Raw genomic sequence first — 15,620 nt, forward strand, 5'->3', positions numbered from 1 at the left:
AAATTAAAAAGATGTTTTGAACAACTTAACTATAACGTTTTAGTAAATTCCTTATCTATAAATTACTACACTTAGTGGAGGAAGTGTCATAACTACGGATTGTTCATGCCCATTCCACGCCTTTGATGATGGTTTTAGTGTTTTCTTACCCATTCCAGTTCCGGCATATTTGGTGTCATTACTATTAAAAAGCAGTTTCAATTGCGAAGTTTTAGGAACTCCTACTCTATAATCTTCTCTTGGAACAGGTGTAAAATTACAGGCTATGATCAAATCATCCTTAGCATCCCGTCCTTTTCTCAAATACGTTAACACTGTATTTTCTTGGTCGTTATATTCAATCCATTGAAAACCATCAGCGTCAAATTGTTTTTCATAAAGCGCAGGATTATTTTTATAGACCTTATTTAAGTCTTTTATTACTTCTTGGATTCCAGCATGAAAATCAAATTGGGTCAAGTGCCAATCCAAGCTGGTTTCAAAATCCCATTCAGATGATTGTCCAAATTCTGCTCCCATAAAAAGAAGATTGGTCCCCGGGTGGGTAAACATAAACCCAAAAAGTAACCTTAAATTAGCAAATCGTTGCCACTCATCACCAGGCATACGGTATAGCAAGGACTTTTTCCCATATACCACCTCATCATGGGAAAACGGCAACATGAAGTTTTCAGTAAAAGCATAGGTCATGCTAAAAGTGATGTCGTTTAGGTCATAAGACCTATGTATTGGTTCTTTTTTAAAGAATTCCAATGTGTCATGCATCCACCCCATCATCCATTTCATACCAAAACCAAGTCCACCAAAATCAACAGGTCTGGAAACACCTCTAAAAGCCGTGGATTCTTCAGCAATGGTCTGCACCCCCTTAAAGCTGGCATACACTTCTTGATTCATTTCTCTTATGAATGACATGGCTTCCAAATTCTCATTATTGCCATACATATTGGGTTCCCATTCCCCTTCTTCGCGTGAGTAATCCAAATATAACATTGAAGCTACCGCATCTACACGAAGACCATCCACATGATACTGATCCAACCAAAAAATTGCATTACTTATTAAAAATGCGCGCACTTCATTTCTTCCATAGTTGAAAATCAGACTTTTCCAATCTGGATGATACCCCCTTTTTCTATCCGGATGTTCATAAAGGTGAGACCCATCAAAAAAACCAAGTCCATGTGCATCTTCTGGAAAATGAGATGGTACCCAATCCAAAATAACCCCTATTCCACGTTGATGAAATTTATCAACAAGAAGTTTAAAATCTTCTGGTTTTCCAAATCGGGATGTAGGAGCAAAATATCCCGTTAACTGATACCCCCACGAAGGATCATAAGGGTACTCCATAATGGGCATAAACTCTACGTGGGTAAATCCCATTTCCTCTACATAGTCCACAAGCTCATCGGCCAGCTCCACGTAGGACAGTGATTCCCAACCATTTTTTTTCTTCCAAGACCCTAAATGAACTTCGTAAACAGAGTAAGGTTTGTTCAACGCATTTTTCTCTTCACGGGTATCCATCCATGTTGCATCCTTCCAACTATGGGAAGCATCCCATACTATAGAAGCAGTGTTAGGTGGATGTTCGCAGCACCTTCCAAAGGGATCTGCCTTTTCTGTCCAAATATCATTATTGTTGGAGTGAATCTTATATTTATACTTGGTACCCTTGTCCACTCCAGGAATAAAGCCTTCCCAGATACCGCTTTCATCCCATCTAACAAATAACTGATGGTCATCTGCTTTCCAAAAATTAAAGTCTCCAATTACAGAAACTGATTTTGCCGATGGGGCCCAAACGGCAAAATAAGTGCCTTTTACACCATCTACCTCAGTCAAGTGCGAACCTAATTTATCGTAAAGTCTATAATGCTTTCCAGCTTTAAAAAGATTTACATCAAACTCTGTGAAAAGACTGTGGACGATTACCTTGGACATATAAGCTGGTTTAACAACTACAATATTACACATCTTTGTCCAAGAATCCGACTTTGCACTCTTTGTTTGTAAAATAAATCGGTAGTCTTACAAAAATGGAATGCTTTTTGATTTTGACTTGAAAACAAATGAAATGAGTACAAATCAAAAATCAAAAATCATGAATAAATTCAACACAATTATTGGGGCATTCCTTGTTTTGCTTACCGTATCCTGCGAAGGCCCAACAGGACCTCCAGGGTTTGATGGGTTTGACGGAGCAGACGGCCAAGACGGTCTAGATGGAATACAAGGACAAATAGTAGAAATAGATGGGGTTAATTTTGGTTATGATGTTGACGGCAACATATATAGTACGCTTATAAACTTTGGTGATGAAACAAATTATGAAGTGCGAGAAGCGGATGCGGTTTTAGTATATCGATTTGATGGTACCATTGACCTTGATGATAATAGCACAGCCGATGCTTGGAGTCAAATTCCGCAAAGTTTTTTCCTTCCCGAAGGTACTCTACAGTATGTGTTTGCCCATACTTTTGTAGATCTTGAACTCTTTATTGACGGAAATTTTGATCTTTCCGCAATAAGCACGGATTTCACAGATAATCAGTCCTTTAGAATTGTGTTCGTGCCCAGTGTGTTTGCAAACTCTTCTAAAATGGATACTTCTAACATAGAGAATGTAATGAGTGCTTTAGGTATTGAAGAAAGTCAAGTCATGAAGATTAATATAGATTAGTCGCTTAAAAATCTTAATTTAAAGACCTGCTGGTAAACCAGCGGGTCTTTTTTATATTATAAAGATATTGTGAAAGGAAAACCAAAAAAAAACGTCTATTAAGTAAAATAAAGAAATGGGAAAACAATTGCTTTTAATCGCATTCCTTATTACGTTAGGATGTAAGGGTGTATCACAGGAAGAGAAAAAAGAAACAAAAAAAGATGTTGCATTCGCCATAGCTAAAACTGATGCTGAATGGAAGGCTGAACTTACCGATATGGAATATTATGTATTGAGGAAGGCAGCCACCGAAAATCCTTTTACCAGTGACTTGCTTGAAAATAAAGAAAAGGGAACCTATGTATGCGCCGCATGCGCTACGCCACTTTTCCGTAGTGAAAACAAATTTAAATCTGGAACTGGATGGCCAAGCTTTGACAGGGAAATTGAAGGCAATGTTGCCTATGATGTTGATTATAAGATTGGTTATGAACGTACAGAAGAGCACTGTGGTACTTGTGGAGGACATTTAGGTCATGTTTTTAATGATGGTCCTAGAAATACCACGGGAAAAAGACATTGTATTAATGGTGTTGCTTTGGATTTTATACCAGATTCCAATTAGTCCAAACTTTTAGGCACCTCGTTTATAGTTTTACAGTTTCAAGATTTAATTCATTTTTTCCTTTAATTTGAGGCTATGGATAACAAGCAAAGTACAGAGAAATCAGAAGCAGAGTGGAAAGAGCAACTTTCTCCTGAAGAATACTACGTTCTAAGGCAAAAAGGCACTGAAAGACCCCATACAGGGAAGTATGATCTACATTTTGAAAATGGTGATTATCATTGTAAAGCCTGTAATGCCAAGCTTTTTGAAAGTGAGCACAAGTTTGAAAGCGGCTGCGGCTGGCCCTCTTTTGATGAAGCAGTAGAAGGTGCTATTGAATATATTAGAGATACCACACATGGAATGATACGCACTGAAACGGTTTGCGCCAATTGCGGTGGTCATTTGGGACATGTTTTTAACGACGGTCCAAGAGAAACAACAGGGCAACGTTATTGCATCAATTCTGTTAGCATTGATTTTGATCCTTCAGAAGAAAAATGAATTTTCAAGAAAACTATCTTAAAAACGTAGTTTTTGAATTCCATCGTTACAAAACAGTGGGCGATAACACTTTTGCCCAACTTTCCGATAAGGAAATCCATTGGAAGTATAAAGACACAGACAATTCCATAGCCATTATTGTAAAACATATGGTAGGCAATATGCTGAGCAGATGGACCAATTTTTTAACGGAAGATGGTGAAAAACCCTGGCGTAATCGGGAAACGGAGTTTAAGGAACCGTACACTTCAAAAGTTGAAATGATAGCGGCTTGGGAAAAGGGTTGGAAATGCCTTTTTGATGCCCTGAGCAGTATTGATAGTTCAAATTTTGAATCAAAAATTAAAATCAGGGACAAGGAACATACCATTATTGAGGCCATAAACAGACAATTGGCGCATTATCCAAGCCATGTGGGACAACTAGCATTTCTAGGAAAAATGATAAAAGGTTCTGATTGGATTTCGCCTTCAATTCCAAAAGGAGGTTCAGATTCGTTCAATAAAAAGATGTTCGGACATCCCAAATCGTAAATTCAGCTTCAAGAAAATCAGGAATCTCAAATCTTGGTAATTGGCATCTGAATTACGTACTTTTGCACTTCATTTTTAACAACTAAAATCAAATTCTAATGAGCAACTTCGATGTAATTGTTTTGGGTAGTGGTCCTGGAGGGTATGTAACGGCTATAAGAGCCTCACAACTTGGATTCAAAACAGCCATTGTAGAAAAGGAAAGCCTAGGAGGTGTATGTCTCAATTGGGGATGCATCCCCACTAAAGCTTTACTAAAATCCGCTCAGGTTTTTGATTATTTAAAGCATGCCGAAGACTATGGCTTAAGTGCTAAAAAAGTAGAGCATGATTTTGATGCCGTTGTAAAAAGAAGTCGTGGGGTTGCTGACGGAATGAGCAAGGGAGTTCAATTCTTAATGAAGAAAAACAAGATTGAAGTTCTAAATGGATACGGAAAAGTGCAACCTGGCAAGAAAGTATTGGTTAAAGGTGAACATGGTGATCCTGCAGAATTTACAGCTGACCATATCATCATTGCTACAGGTGCTAGAAGTCGTGAATTACCAAGTCTTCCCCAAGATGGAAAAAAAGTAATTGGCTATAGAGAAGCAATGACTTTGGAAACTCAACCAAAGAAAATGATGGTTGTAGGCAGTGGTGCCATCGGTATTGAGTTTGCTTACTTCTATAACGCTATGGGTACAGAGGTGACGGTAGTGGAGTATCTTCCACATATTGTTCCCGTTGAAGATGAGGATGTTTCCAAGCAATTAGAACGCAGTTTTAAAAAAGCGGGTGTTAAGATTAAAACCTCAGCAGAAGTTACTCATGTAGATACTTCTGGTGAAGGGGTAAAAGCTACTATAAAAACTTCCAAAGGAGAAGAAGTTCTAGAGGCTGATATTGTTCTTTCCGCGGTGGGTATTAAAACCAATATTGAAAACATAGGATTAGAAGAGGTCGGTATTGCTGTTGATAGAGATAAAATCTTGGTCAATGATTACTATCAAACCAATATTCCAGGGTACTATGCCATTGGTGATGTTACACCAGGACAAGCTTTGGCCCATGTTGCCTCGGCTGAAGGAATCCTTTGTGTTGAAAAAATAGCAGGTATGCATGTAGAGGCACTGGATTATGGAAACATACCGGGATGCACCTATTGTATCCCAGAAGTAGCTTCTGTAGGTCTTACCGAAAAGCAAGCCAAAGAACAGGGATATGATGTCAAAGTAGGCAAGTTCCCATTTTCAGCCAGTGGAAAAGCAAAAGCGGCGGGAACTCCTGACGGTTTTGTTAAAGTTATTTTTGATGCTAAATATGGCGAATGGTTAGGATGCCACATGATCGGTGTTGGTGTAACAGACATGATTGCAGAAGCCGTGGTAGCAAGAAAATTAGAAACCACAGGCCATGAAATCCTAAAAGCGGTTCACCCACACCCAACCATGAGTGAGGCTGTAATGGAAGCTGTAGCTGCTGCATATGGTGAAGTAATCCATTTATAATTTTTTTAGGGTGTTAAAAGTATTCAGGGCAACGGCAATATTGGAAGGAATATCTTATTTACTTCTATTTGGACTAACAATGCCATTAAAATATTGGGCAGGTATGTTAGAGCCCAACAAAGTTGTTGGCTACGCCCACGGGGCACTATTTATTATTTACGTTGTCGTTGCATTGGTTTTTTGTTGGGAACGAAAATGGACAATCAAACGATTTATTATTCTTTTTCTAGCGTCATTGCTTCCTTTTGGGACATTTTACGCGGATAAGAAATATTTGAGTAAACTAGCCTAAAAAACTTTGAATGGCAAGGTCATAGCTTTGAAGTCCAAAACCTAAAATCACGCCTTTGGCTCCTGAAGAAATATAGGAAACATGCCTAAAATCTTCCCGTTTATGGGTGTTTGAGATGTGAACCTCAACAACAGGTGTATTCACCGCCTTTACTGCATCTCCTATACCTACTGAAGTATGTGTATAAGACGCAGCATTCAAAACAATACCATCATGAGCAAAACCAACTTCTTGAATTTTACCTATCAACTCCCCCTCAATATTGGATTGAAAGTATTCCAATTCAACCTGAGGAAATTTTTGTTGTAGTTGAACAAAATAGTCTTCAAAGGTGGTACTCCCGTAGACCTCTGGCTCACGTTTTCCCAGTAAATTCAGATTAGGGCCGTTGATGATAATTAGTTTCATAGGATAAATGTACCAATATTTTTAGGGCATAAAAAAAAGAGGAAGCAACAACTTCCTCTTTTTATAGCTATTGTTAGTTTCTTAATTAAATCTATAACCAGCTCCTACAGTTAGCGTATTGATATCTACAGCATCACCAAAATCTCCTCCTCTAGAAATCTGAAAACCATAACGAGCCTCAACAAACCAATTGTCATCTATTTGATAACCGCCTCCAAACGCTAAGTCCAATCCAAATTCACCATCTGGTAGATCTTCTAACAAATAATTTATTTGAGGACCAGCTTGAACGTTGAATTGATCCGTAATTCTGTATTTACCCATTATAGGAAGGTACAACGATGTTAAATCATCTACAAAACTAAAAAGTAAGGATGGCTCAATATCAAAGCTTTCACATACTTCAAAATTATAACCTCCACCAACAAAAAATCCTAGTTCACTGTCACTGGCATCAAAAAATCCACCAGTATCAACACTGATAGAAACATTATTAAAACCTGCTTTGACCGCAAAGCCTTCTTGGCCGTAGGTTGCAGACACAATACTAATAAAAAGTACAATTAAAATAAATGATTTCTTCATAATTTGTTATTTAGTTATGAGTCACAAATATACTAAAGACAATTTCCTTTAACAGGCTTAAAGCTTCAAAATATAGATATTTCACTTAAATAGAGTATGGCACTTTTAGTACAATTAAATACCAAAAGTGCCATACTGTTCATGGAAAAAAAGCTTCCACAAAAAATCTAATTATTTGCTAGTTAAAAGCATATTGTATTCCAAAGCCAAAAGCACCAGCTTCTCCATCTCCAGCATCGCTTATGACTATAGCCGGTCTCCAATCAAAATTGACTACTATTGGTACGCCATCAATTTTAAAGTCCAGACCTGCATGAGGACGCAAAGAAAATATATTGTCAAAATCATCAATCAGAATTATACTTGGTCCTATTCCCGCGTACCACCTAAGTCCAGGAGCTCCATCAAATTGTTTATGATAAGAATAGAGAAAAGTGAGTATTGTGGCATTGTCTTCAAATCCTAAATCTGCTTGCCCTACATGATTACTTGAGAAAAAGTATTTTGCACTGGGGCCAACAAAAGTGGCATTGTCATAAAGATCAATTCCTAGTCCAACCGCTCCTTTATAGCTACTTTGTGCCGCAGCACTAAAGGCCAACATAAGGGTTAAGACAAATACAAAAGATAATTTTTTCATTTTACTTTATTTATAGTTATTACTTATTCTAAGCTGTTCTTTAGCCTCAATTAAAATAAAAACAGAAGTCCTACCATAGCAATGGAAAATGTTTCACCATTATTATCCACTGCAACATAAGAAACATTCAATTCCGTATTTCCAGTGATATTATAGCCTATTAATGGTCTATAATAAAGTCCTCCTTCATTTCCATCATTTATTCCAACTGCATATCCAACATCTGCCCCTAACTTAAATTGATACGTTGGATAAATCCTTACCGAACCTGCCAATGGCAAAAACTGAAAATCTTCAAACTCTGCTTGTATTTGCACATCACCTACTGCTGTATCAATGTTCTCACCAAAAGCATTTATAAAGCCTGTTGCCAAACCTACATCAAATACCTCTGAGACACCCCAATGGTACGCTGCATCTAATCCAATGGCAAAACTTGAAACATTGGTTGCATCACCAACAGGTATTCCTGCGATTAAACCTGCCTTAAAACTACTTCTGTCCTGGGCGTTTGCGGTAAAACCTGCAATAAATACGGTTACAATAACTAAAATGGTTTTTTTCATGGTTGTTAAAATTTATTAAAAGCTACAACGTACTCGTAATAAATAAAGTATTTCCAATTGTTAAAATTCGTTATACAATATAAATGCACACCAATGTCTTTTCCTTTAGATCAGCATAAAAAAACAGCGGGGTGAAGGTAATATTCCTTGTTAATTTTTGGCACTCTTTTTTGACTGTTACCTTGTTTCAATTGACCAATTATATGTTGCAAAAAAAGCTTTTCAACAAAAGTTAAAATGAAATTCATTTGTAACTATCTTTAAACCATGAACTGGCCACAAGCTTTGCAAGATTATCAGAATTACTTGAAAATAGAGCGAGGACTTTCTGAAAATTCTATTTCTAGTTATATGTTGGATTTGGAAAAACTAATGGCTCATCTAAAGGCACATGAAATTAACGAATCACCAATTCAGGTAAGCGCAGAAACAGTTCAGAAGTTTATCTATGACATTGCCAAAACAGTAAACCCACGTTCCCAGGCGCGCATTATTTCTGGTCTAAAAGGTTTTTTCAATTATCTCATATTTGAAGATTACAGAGCGGATAATCCTATGGATTTGATAGAAACTCCTAAAATTGGAAGAAAACTACCGGATACCTTATCTACTGACGAAATAAATCAACTTATCCTGGCTATCGACCTTTCAAAACCTGAAGGAGAGCGAAATAGGGCCATTTTGGAAACTTTATATGGCTGCGGGCTCAGAGTGTCAGAATTGGTAAACCTTAAACTCTCTGACCTCTATTTTGAAGAAGATTTTATAAAAGTAACCGGTAAAGGTGACAAACAACGATTTGTACCTATTAGTCATTTGAATAAAAAGTACATCAACATCTATAAAAGCGAGATTAGAATTCATTTACCCATTCAGAAAGAACATGAAGACTTTCTTTTTCTCAACAGAAGAGGAAAACAACTCACTAGGGCAATGATTTTCACCATCATAAAACAGTTGTCTGAAAAAATTGGGCTTGATAAAAGTATTAGCCCACACACCTTTAGACATTCCTTTGCCACCCATCTTTTGGAAAATGGTGCAGACCTACGTGCAATTCAGCAAATGCTGGGACATGAAAGCATTACCACCACCGAAATCTATATGCATGTAAACAGAAGTCATTTGGTAAAAGTCCTCAACGAATTTCATCCTAGAAAGTAATATATTCGCCTTTTAAAATTATTGCATGGAACAATCTCGCACTTGGTGGAAGGAAGGAGTAGTATATCAGATATACCCCAGAAGCTTTCAGGATACTACAGGAAATGGCGTTGGTGATATTCAGGGTATCATCAAACGATTAGATTATATAAAAGGTCTGGGCGTGGATATTATTTGGTTATGCCCCGTTTACAAATCTCCAAATGATGACAATGGATATGACATTAGTGATTACCGAAATATCATGGAGGAATTTGGGACCATGTCCGATTTTGATTTATTGCTTGAAGAAATGCATGCCCGTGGTTTAAAATTGGTGATGGATTTAGTGGTGAACCATACCAGTGACGAGCACCAATGGTTCCAAGAGTCAAGAAAATCCAGAGACAATGCATATCGTGATTACTACCACTGGTGGCCTGCAGAAAAAGGAACTCCACCAAAACGCTTTAGTTATTTTGATGTAGATGGCGACGCTTGGAAATATGATGAACCAACGGACAGTTACTACTTACACTACTTTTCCGTAAAACAGCCCGATTTAAAATGGGAAAACCCTAAGGTGCGCCAAGAAATATACGATATGATGCATTTTTGGTTTAAAAAAGGAGTAGATGGCTTCCGTATGGATGTCATTCCCTTTATATCTAAGGATACAAGCTATCCAGAGCTGCCTGAAAAATTTAATGGAAACTTTATTCCTTTTTATTCGGATGGTCCCAAGTTGCATGAGTACCTCCATGAAATGAATAAAGAAGTGCTTAGCAAATACGATATCATGACCGTGGGGGAAACTCCAGGGGTAGCAAGAGACCAGGCTTTACTTTTTGTGGATGAAGAAAGAGAAGAGCTTAATATGTTCTTTCATTTTGAATTGATGTCCCTTGATCGTGACGGAGACGAAGTATTTTGGATGCGAGAGGACAAATGGAAGCTTACAGAGTTTAAAAAAATACATTCGGATTGGGATGAGACCTTTGCCGAAAAAGGCTGGGGAAGTATGTTCTTGAGCAACCACGATAATCCTAGGACAGTAAGCCGATGGGGAAATGATTCTCCTGAGCATTGGCATAATTCTGCCACTATGCTTCATACTTTTTTATTGACCATGAAAGGAACCCCTTATTTTTATTATGGTGATGAAATAGGCATGTCCAATATCCGATTTGATACTATTGATGATTATCAAGATATCAATACCCTAAATAGATACGAGCTGTTAAAACAACAAGGGGTTGATTTGGATACATTTATTGAAAATGAAAAAGAGGCCAGTCGTGATAACGGACGAACTCCCATGCAATGGGATGCTACAGAAAATGCCGGTTTTTCTGCAGCAACACCTTGGTTAAAAGTACACCCAAATCATAAAAAAGGCCTCAACGTTGCGGAACAGGAAAAAGACGAAAACTCTGTTCTCAATTACTTCAAAAGAATGGTACAGGTGCGTAAAGATCATCTGGGATTGGTCTATGGAGATTACCAATTATTGCAGGAAGATAATGAACAGGTTTATGTGTATACCAGAAGCATGAATGATGAAAATTATTTGGTTTTACTGAGTTTTTCTGAGGAAAAGGCCAACTTGGAATTAGGCGATTTAGCAAGTTCAACACTGCAATTGCTCATTTCCAATGATGCTCATGATGCTGCAAAAAGCAATACTGGTTTTGAGCTAAATCCGTATCAGGCGTGTGTCTATAAAATTGACTAGATCTCAGTTTAGTTTGATTTAAACCAATATCTCGAAATTGAGATTTCACTTATCGGTCTCGGCTATGATTTCGTAGCGGCGATTCCCAACGGGAATTGTCGGACTGAAATCCAGCCATATTAAAAGTAATGAATTTTGAGGTTGGGTGAGAGGGAGCTATAAATTATAGCCAATGTTGTGTGCCGTTTTTACTTTTTTTCAAATTTTACTTTTCCGATATCTGCACCTGATTCATTATCTTTTGCAGGTTCCAAGTATATGTAAATTTGGGTGTCCCGATTCCTAAAGATTATATTTTCCAGTAAATCTGGATTATTACTTTCGAGATTATGAATCCTTTCCAAGCAGTATTTATAAAATGTAGTGTCCTTTAGATACAATTCCCTATACTCTTTTTTCGCTTTTTCGAGGTCATTGGACATTTCAAATACATTGCCCTTATGCCATTTAAAGCTGTAATTCAAATGTGAAGCTTTGTTCAACAAGTCGATTGCGGTTTTGAAATCCCCTAATTTTGAATAGCAGCCTGCTTTGTTGGCAAATAATCTTGGAGATGCTGAATAATATTTGGGGTCATCAAAACGTTGAAGAGCTTTATTTATTAAACCATTTTCATATAAAACTTCTCCAGCTAATACATTCAAATGTGATTTATCGGATTTTGAAAGTTTATTATCATGTTCTAATATTGAGTCAATGTACCCAATTCCGTACTCGAGTTTAATCTCCGCCCGTTTATAAAACTCTTCTGTTCGTTTTTGGTCCAAAAGAGCCCTTTGGTTGAACTCTTCTGCCATTTTTCCAAATTCCTCTTTTGATTCCTCCATAAAACTATTCATCAACATTTCTGGAGTTGCATAATTCTTTAGAAAGATATAGGTCAGAGCTATTATAGAGGCTAATGCTATTAAAATCCAGTTTTTACGCTTCATCTTTAGATTTAGAAATGGCACACAACATTAAGCTAAAAATCGTTTTAATGATTCTTTAGCAACTGATAAGTGAAGTTCGGGAATTTTACCCAAAGAAGCTACCATAGATTGACAACCAAATCTTTTGATCTGATAAAATTTATTTAACCCTTATTTTCTTAAACGGCCTAATGATCAATCGTGCCTCACGATCAAACCTGATATAGTTGTACACCCAATTGATAAAGACCACTACCCTATTTCTAAACCCAATTAAAAAATAGAGGTGAACGAACATCCAAACAAACCAGGCAAAAACCCCTTGGAACTTAAATCTTGGTAAATCCACAACGGCTTTATTTCTACCTACCGTGGCCATGCTGCCCTTGTCCTTATACACAAAAGGTTTCAGGGGCTTATTTTCCACTATCCGCACCAAGTTCTCTCCCAAATTTTCTCCTTGCTGCATAGCGGGTTGCGCCATCATAGGATGTCCATGCGGAAAAGCTTCGGTCTCCATTTGGGCTACATCGCCAATGGCAAATATTTCTTTGAATCCCTCAACTTGATGAAATTCGTTTACTTTCAATCTACCTCCACGACAAAGCAACTCCTCAGCATTTAAACCTTCAATGCAGGCCGCTTTTACTCCAGCTGCCCAAACCAAGGTTTCCGATTCAAAAGAAGTATCGGTGTTAGTGGACACATGCTTGCCATCATAGTCCGTAACCCTAATATTCTTCCAAACATTAACACCCAAACTCTCTAAAAAGTGTTCCGCCTTGCTTGAAGCAATTTCACTCATCGCGGGAAGAATTCTATCACTCCCTTGTATTAAATTAATCTGTGCCCTTCTCGTATCCAAATCTGGATAGTCTTTTGGCAAAATTCCTTTTTTAATCTCTGCCAAAGCTCCGGCGAGTTCAACTCCTGTGGGGCCACCTCCAACAATAACAAAATTCATTAAAGCATCCCGTTCATGTAAGTCATCTGTCAACAAGGCCTGCTCAAAGTTTTCTAAAATGAGGCTGCGAAGATTTAAAGACTGTGGAATGGATTTCATGGCCATTCCCTTGGTCTCAATATTTTCATTTCCGAAGAAATTGGTTTCAGAACCTGTGGCGACCACCAGATAATCATATGCTATTTCTCCAATATTTGTTTGGAGCGTCTGCTTATTTGCATCAATCCTTTTGACTTCGGTCAATCTAAAATAAAAATTAGGATATCCTTGAAGCACTTTCCGTATGGGATATGCAATGGAATCCGGTTCCAAACCTCCTGTTGATACCTGATACAATAGTGGTTGAAAAGTGTGGTAGTTATGTTTATCTATCAAAACTACTTGTACTTCTTTTTTACAGAGTTTTTTAGCAAGTGATATGCCTCCAAAGCCACCACCTATGATAATGACCCGAGGAAAACTGGATTGAGGAATGTTCATAGTAGACATGGCCGCAAATTTACGCATTCCCTCATGGTCAAAATCATTTTAAGATAGGTTTTTTAGTATCTTTAAACCTGACTAATCAAATATCCATCCAATGAAAAAATTACTCCTATTCGGTATTGCCTCTATCTTGTTTATCTCTTCATCTTTTTCGCAAGAAGACAGAGACATTGCACTAGAGAGTTTGAACAATAAAGCCCAAGAATATGGAGATATAGCCCACGAAATTTGGGAGCTTGCCGAAATGGGGTATTTGGAACATGAGAGTTCTGCCCTGTTGCAAAAAACACTTTCGGACGAAGGGTTTTCCATAAATAAGGGAGTGGCTGGCATACCAACAGCTTTTATTGCCGAATATGGCTCAGGATCTCCTGTTATTGCCATTTTAGGCGAATATGATGCGTTGCCAGGTTTGTCCCAACAAGCAATTCCTGAAAAAAAATCAGCCGACAAAGCTGCCGGACATGCCTGCGGACATCATCTTTTTGGAACCGCTTCTACTGCTGCTACAATTGCTGTAAAAGATTGGCTAAAGAAAAGTAAAACACAAGGAACCATTCGTTTTTATGGCTGCCCTGCCGAAGAGGGGGGGTCCGGTAAAGTATATATGGTAAGGGAAGGCCTTTTTAATGATGTAGATGCCGCACTACATTGGCACCCAGGATCTCAAAACGCAGCCAGTGCTGGAGCTGCCTTGGCCAATAAATCTGCTAAATTTAGATTTCATGGAGTCTCCGCACATGCTGCAGGTGCTCCAGAAAGAGGTCGTTCTGCGCTTGATGGAGTTGAAGCCATGAACAATATGATAAATATGATGAGAGAACATATTCCGCAGGAAGCACGCATACACTATGTAATTACAGATGGTGGAAAAGCGCCAAATGTGGTTCCTAACTATGCTGAAGTTTATTACTATGCCAGACATAACAAAAGAGATGTTGTGATAGACATTTTTGACCGAATGGTTAAAGCAGCAGAAGGAGCAGCTTTGGGCACGGGTACCACCATGGATTATGAAATGATTGGCGGTACGCATGAGCTATTGCCAAATCTTACCTTACAAAAGATAATGCACGATAATCTATCCAAGGTTGGCGGCATTACCTACACAGGCGAAGAAAAGGCATTCGCGGATAAAATTTCTGTTAGTTTGGGTTACGAGGAACTGGATATGAGCAGAGCCACAGGAGTTCAGCCTTATAAAGAAGAAGCAAGAGCTTACGGATCTACAGATGTTGGAGACGTCAGTTATACCGTTCCCACTGTTGGTATGAGTGCTGCAACTTGGGTTCCTGGCACTCCCGCGCATAGCTGGCAAGCTGTTGCCGCTGGAGGAACTTCTATAGGCACAAAAGGTATGATGGTAGCTGCAAAAACCATTACACTCACTGCAATTGATCTTTTTGAAAAGCCCAGTACCATCGTTAAAGCTAAAGCAGAACTAGAAGAACGTAGAGGAAAAGACTTTAAATATATTCCCTTACTGGGCAATAGACCACCGGCCCTAGACTACCGAAAGTAATATAATTTATTATCGGAATGTAACAAAAGCTGCTTTATAGATACATATAAAGCAAACTTACCAACCAAAGTGAACAAAGAACTGGAACATCGTTTTGTGACGGAACTTGAGAACAATCAAAACATTGTTCACAAGGTATGCACGTTGTACACAAATGATAGAGATTCGCACAATGACCTGTTCCAGGAAATCACAATTCAGTTATGGAAAGCTTATCCTAAATTCAGAGGGGATGCTAAGTTTAGTACATGGATGTACAGAGTGGCATTAAATACAGCCATAACACTTTATAGAAAATCAAAGAAACGAATAAAGACCCAAGATTATGATTCGGTAATTTTTAAAATTAAGACCGACGAATATGATGACACGGAGGAAAAACAGCTAAAGTTAATGTACGGTGCTGTAAAACAGTTGGGGGATATTGATAAAGCCTTGGTCTTTTTGTATCTGGAAGACAAGGACTATGCAGAAATATCGGAAACTCTGGGAATAACCGAAGTTAATGCACGAGTGAAAATGAATAGAGTGAAAAACAAATTAAGAACCATACTAAATCCTTAAGT

17 protein-coding genes are annotated in these 15,620 nt (G+C 38.0%); 10 read left to right on the forward strand and 7 right to left on the reverse strand.

Annotation, left to right across the window (positions count from 1 at the left end; all coding sequences use genetic code 11):
• Positions 1-51: 51 nt before the first annotated feature.
• Positions 52-1,947, reverse strand: coding sequence for a 1,4-alpha-glucan branching protein GlgB (gene glgB / locus LV704_RS01410; RefSeq protein WP_163423389.1), 1,896 nt, complete (start codon positions 1,945-1,947; stop codon positions 52-54).
• A gap of 160 nt (positions 1,948-2,107) precedes the next feature.
• On the opposite strand from glgB, the gene LV704_RS01415 reads away from it, so the two are divergent.
• The 6 genes from LV704_RS01415 (at position 2,108) to LV704_RS01440 (ending at position 6,094) form a co-directional block, all read left to right on the forward strand.
• Complete coding sequence (locus tag LV704_RS01415; RefSeq protein WP_163423388.1) at positions 2,108-2,686, forward strand: collagen-like protein; 579 nt, start codon at positions 2,108-2,110, stop codon at positions 2,684-2,686.
• Between the two features lie 115 nt (positions 2,687-2,801).
• Positions 2,802-3,293: a peptide-methionine (R)-S-oxide reductase MsrB gene (gene msrB / locus LV704_RS01420; RefSeq protein WP_163423387.1), complete on the forward strand. Its 492-nt coding sequence runs from the start codon at positions 2,802-2,804 to the stop codon at positions 3,291-3,293.
• A gap of 75 nt (positions 3,294-3,368) precedes the next feature.
• Positions 3,369-3,779, forward strand: a complete 411-nt coding sequence (msrB, locus tag LV704_RS01425; protein ID WP_163423386.1) for a peptide-methionine (R)-S-oxide reductase MsrB — start codon at positions 3,369-3,371, stop codon at positions 3,777-3,779.
• The gene (locus LV704_RS01430; RefSeq protein ID WP_163423385.1) at positions 3,776-4,312 is read left to right on the forward strand and encodes a DUF1572 family protein; all 537 of its coding nucleotides are present in this window, start codon (positions 3,776-3,778) and stop codon (positions 4,310-4,312) included. The genes msrB (LV704_RS01425) and LV704_RS01430 overlap by 4 nt, the downstream gene beginning before the upstream one ends.
• 98 nt (positions 4,313-4,410) lie before the next feature.
• The gene (lpdA, locus tag LV704_RS01435; RefSeq protein ID WP_163423384.1) at positions 4,411-5,802 is read left to right on the forward strand and encodes a dihydrolipoyl dehydrogenase; all 1,392 of its coding nucleotides are present in this window, start codon (positions 4,411-4,413) and stop codon (positions 5,800-5,802) included.
• Positions 5,803-5,812: 10 nt separating this feature from the next.
• The gene (locus tag LV704_RS01440) at positions 5,813-6,094 is read left to right on the forward strand and encodes a DUF3817 domain-containing protein (protein WP_163423383.1); all 282 of its coding nucleotides are present in this window, start codon (positions 5,813-5,815) and stop codon (positions 6,092-6,094) included.
• Here the strand turns inward: LV704_RS01440 and aroQ are convergent.
• The 4 genes from aroQ to LV704_RS01460 form a co-directional block, all read right to left on the reverse strand.
• Positions 6,086-6,502 carry a type II 3-dehydroquinate dehydratase gene (gene aroQ / locus LV704_RS01445; RefSeq protein ID WP_163423382.1) on the reverse strand — a complete coding sequence of 139 codons (417 nt, stop codon included), beginning with the start codon at positions 6,500-6,502 and terminating at the stop codon, positions 6,086-6,088. The two genes, LV704_RS01440 and aroQ, sit on opposite strands and share 9 nt — an antisense overlap.
• Before the next feature lie 81 nt (positions 6,503-6,583).
• Positions 6,584-7,087, reverse strand: coding sequence for an outer membrane beta-barrel protein (locus LV704_RS01450; protein WP_163423381.1), 504 nt, complete (start codon positions 7,085-7,087; stop codon positions 6,584-6,586).
• Between the two features lie 178 nt (positions 7,088-7,265).
• Positions 7,266-7,727, reverse strand: a complete 462-nt coding sequence (locus tag LV704_RS01455) for a hypothetical protein (RefSeq protein ID WP_163423380.1) — start codon at positions 7,725-7,727, stop codon at positions 7,266-7,268.
• Between the two features lie 50 nt (positions 7,728-7,777).
• Complete coding sequence (locus LV704_RS01460) at positions 7,778-8,293, reverse strand: hypothetical protein (protein WP_163423379.1); 516 nt, start codon at positions 8,291-8,293, stop codon at positions 7,778-7,780.
• Between the two features lie 267 nt (positions 8,294-8,560).
• Here LV704_RS01460 and xerD point away from each other — a divergent pair, with 267 nt between their 5' ends.
• Together xerD and LV704_RS01470 are read left to right on the forward strand one after the other, a co-directional pair.
• Complete coding sequence (xerD, locus tag LV704_RS01465; protein WP_163423378.1) at positions 8,561-9,457, forward strand: site-specific tyrosine recombinase XerD; 897 nt, start codon at positions 8,561-8,563, stop codon at positions 9,455-9,457.
• A gap of 25 nt (positions 9,458-9,482) precedes the next feature.
• Positions 9,483-11,171 carry an alpha-glucosidase gene (locus tag LV704_RS01470; RefSeq protein ID WP_163423377.1) on the forward strand — a complete coding sequence of 563 codons (1,689 nt, stop codon included), beginning with the start codon at positions 9,483-9,485 and terminating at the stop codon, positions 11,169-11,171.
• Between the two features lie 188 nt (positions 11,172-11,359).
• Here the strand turns inward: LV704_RS01470 and LV704_RS01475 are convergent, their stop codons facing one another.
• Together LV704_RS01475 and LV704_RS01480 are read right to left on the reverse strand one after the other, a co-directional pair.
• Positions 11,360-12,103, reverse strand: a complete 744-nt coding sequence (locus LV704_RS01475) for a M48 family metallopeptidase (protein ID WP_163423376.1) — start codon at positions 12,101-12,103, stop codon at positions 11,360-11,362.
• 139 nt (positions 12,104-12,242) lie between these two features.
• Positions 12,243-13,526, reverse strand: a complete 1,284-nt coding sequence (locus LV704_RS01480; protein ID WP_163423487.1) for an NAD(P)/FAD-dependent oxidoreductase — start codon at positions 13,524-13,526, stop codon at positions 12,243-12,245.
• 100 nt (positions 13,527-13,626) lie between these two features.
• Between LV704_RS01480 and LV704_RS01485 the strand changes: the two genes are divergently transcribed.
• Complete coding sequence (locus LV704_RS01485) at positions 13,627-15,054, forward strand: amidohydrolase (RefSeq protein WP_163423375.1); 1,428 nt, start codon at positions 13,627-13,629, stop codon at positions 15,052-15,054.
• Between the two features lie 69 nt (positions 15,055-15,123).
• Positions 15,124-15,618, forward strand: a complete 495-nt coding sequence (locus tag LV704_RS01490; RefSeq protein ID WP_163423374.1) for an RNA polymerase sigma factor — start codon at positions 15,124-15,126, stop codon at positions 15,616-15,618.
• Positions 15,619-15,620: the final 2 nt, after the last annotated feature.

Origin of the sequence: Flagellimonas sp. CMM7 (assembly GCF_021390195.1) — a bacterium.
In the GTDB taxonomy this organism is placed as follows: Bacteria; Bacteroidota; Bacteroidia; order Flavobacteriales; family Flavobacteriaceae; genus Flagellimonas.

Coding starts and splice junctions, on each gene's coding strand:
- glgB (WP_163423389.1), bottom strand. CDS start 1,947: ATGTCCAAGGTAATCGTCCACAGTCTTTTCACAGAGTTTGATGTAAAT.
- LV704_RS01415 (WP_163423388.1), top strand. CDS start 2,108: ATGAATAAATTCAACACAATTATTGGGGCATTCCTTGTTTTGCTTACC.
- msrB (WP_163423387.1), top strand. CDS start 2,802: ATGGGAAAACAATTGCTTTTAATCGCATTCCTTATTACGTTAGGATGT.
- msrB (WP_163423386.1), top strand. CDS start 3,369: ATGGATAACAAGCAAAGTACAGAGAAATCAGAAGCAGAGTGGAAAGAG.
- LV704_RS01430 (WP_163423385.1), top strand. CDS start 3,776: ATGAATTTTCAAGAAAACTATCTTAAAAACGTAGTTTTTGAATTCCAT.
- lpdA (WP_163423384.1), top strand. CDS start 4,411: ATGAGCAACTTCGATGTAATTGTTTTGGGTAGTGGTCCTGGAGGGTAT.
- aroQ (WP_163423382.1), bottom strand. CDS start 6,502: ATGAAACTAATTATCATCAACGGCCCTAATCTGAATTTACTGGGAAAA.
- LV704_RS01450 (WP_163423381.1), bottom strand. CDS start 7,087: ATGAAGAAATCATTTATTTTAATTGTACTTTTTATTAGTATTGTGTCT.
- LV704_RS01455 (WP_163423380.1), bottom strand. CDS start 7,727: ATGAAAAAATTATCTTTTGTATTTGTCTTAACCCTTATGTTGGCCTTT.
- LV704_RS01460 (WP_163423379.1), bottom strand. CDS start 8,293: ATGAAAAAAACCATTTTAGTTATTGTAACCGTATTTATTGCAGGTTTT.
- xerD (WP_163423378.1), top strand. CDS start 8,561: ATGAACTGGCCACAAGCTTTGCAAGATTATCAGAATTACTTGAAAATA.
- LV704_RS01470 (WP_163423377.1), top strand. CDS start 9,483: ATGGAACAATCTCGCACTTGGTGGAAGGAAGGAGTAGTATATCAGATA.
- LV704_RS01475 (WP_163423376.1), bottom strand. CDS start 12,103: ATGAAGCGTAAAAACTGGATTTTAATAGCATTAGCCTCTATAATAGCT.
- LV704_RS01480 (WP_163423487.1), bottom strand. CDS start 13,526: ATGAACATTCCTCAATCCAGTTTTCCTCGGGTCATTATCATAGGTGGT.
- LV704_RS01485 (WP_163423375.1), top strand. CDS start 13,627: ATGAAAAAATTACTCCTATTCGGTATTGCCTCTATCTTGTTTATCTCT.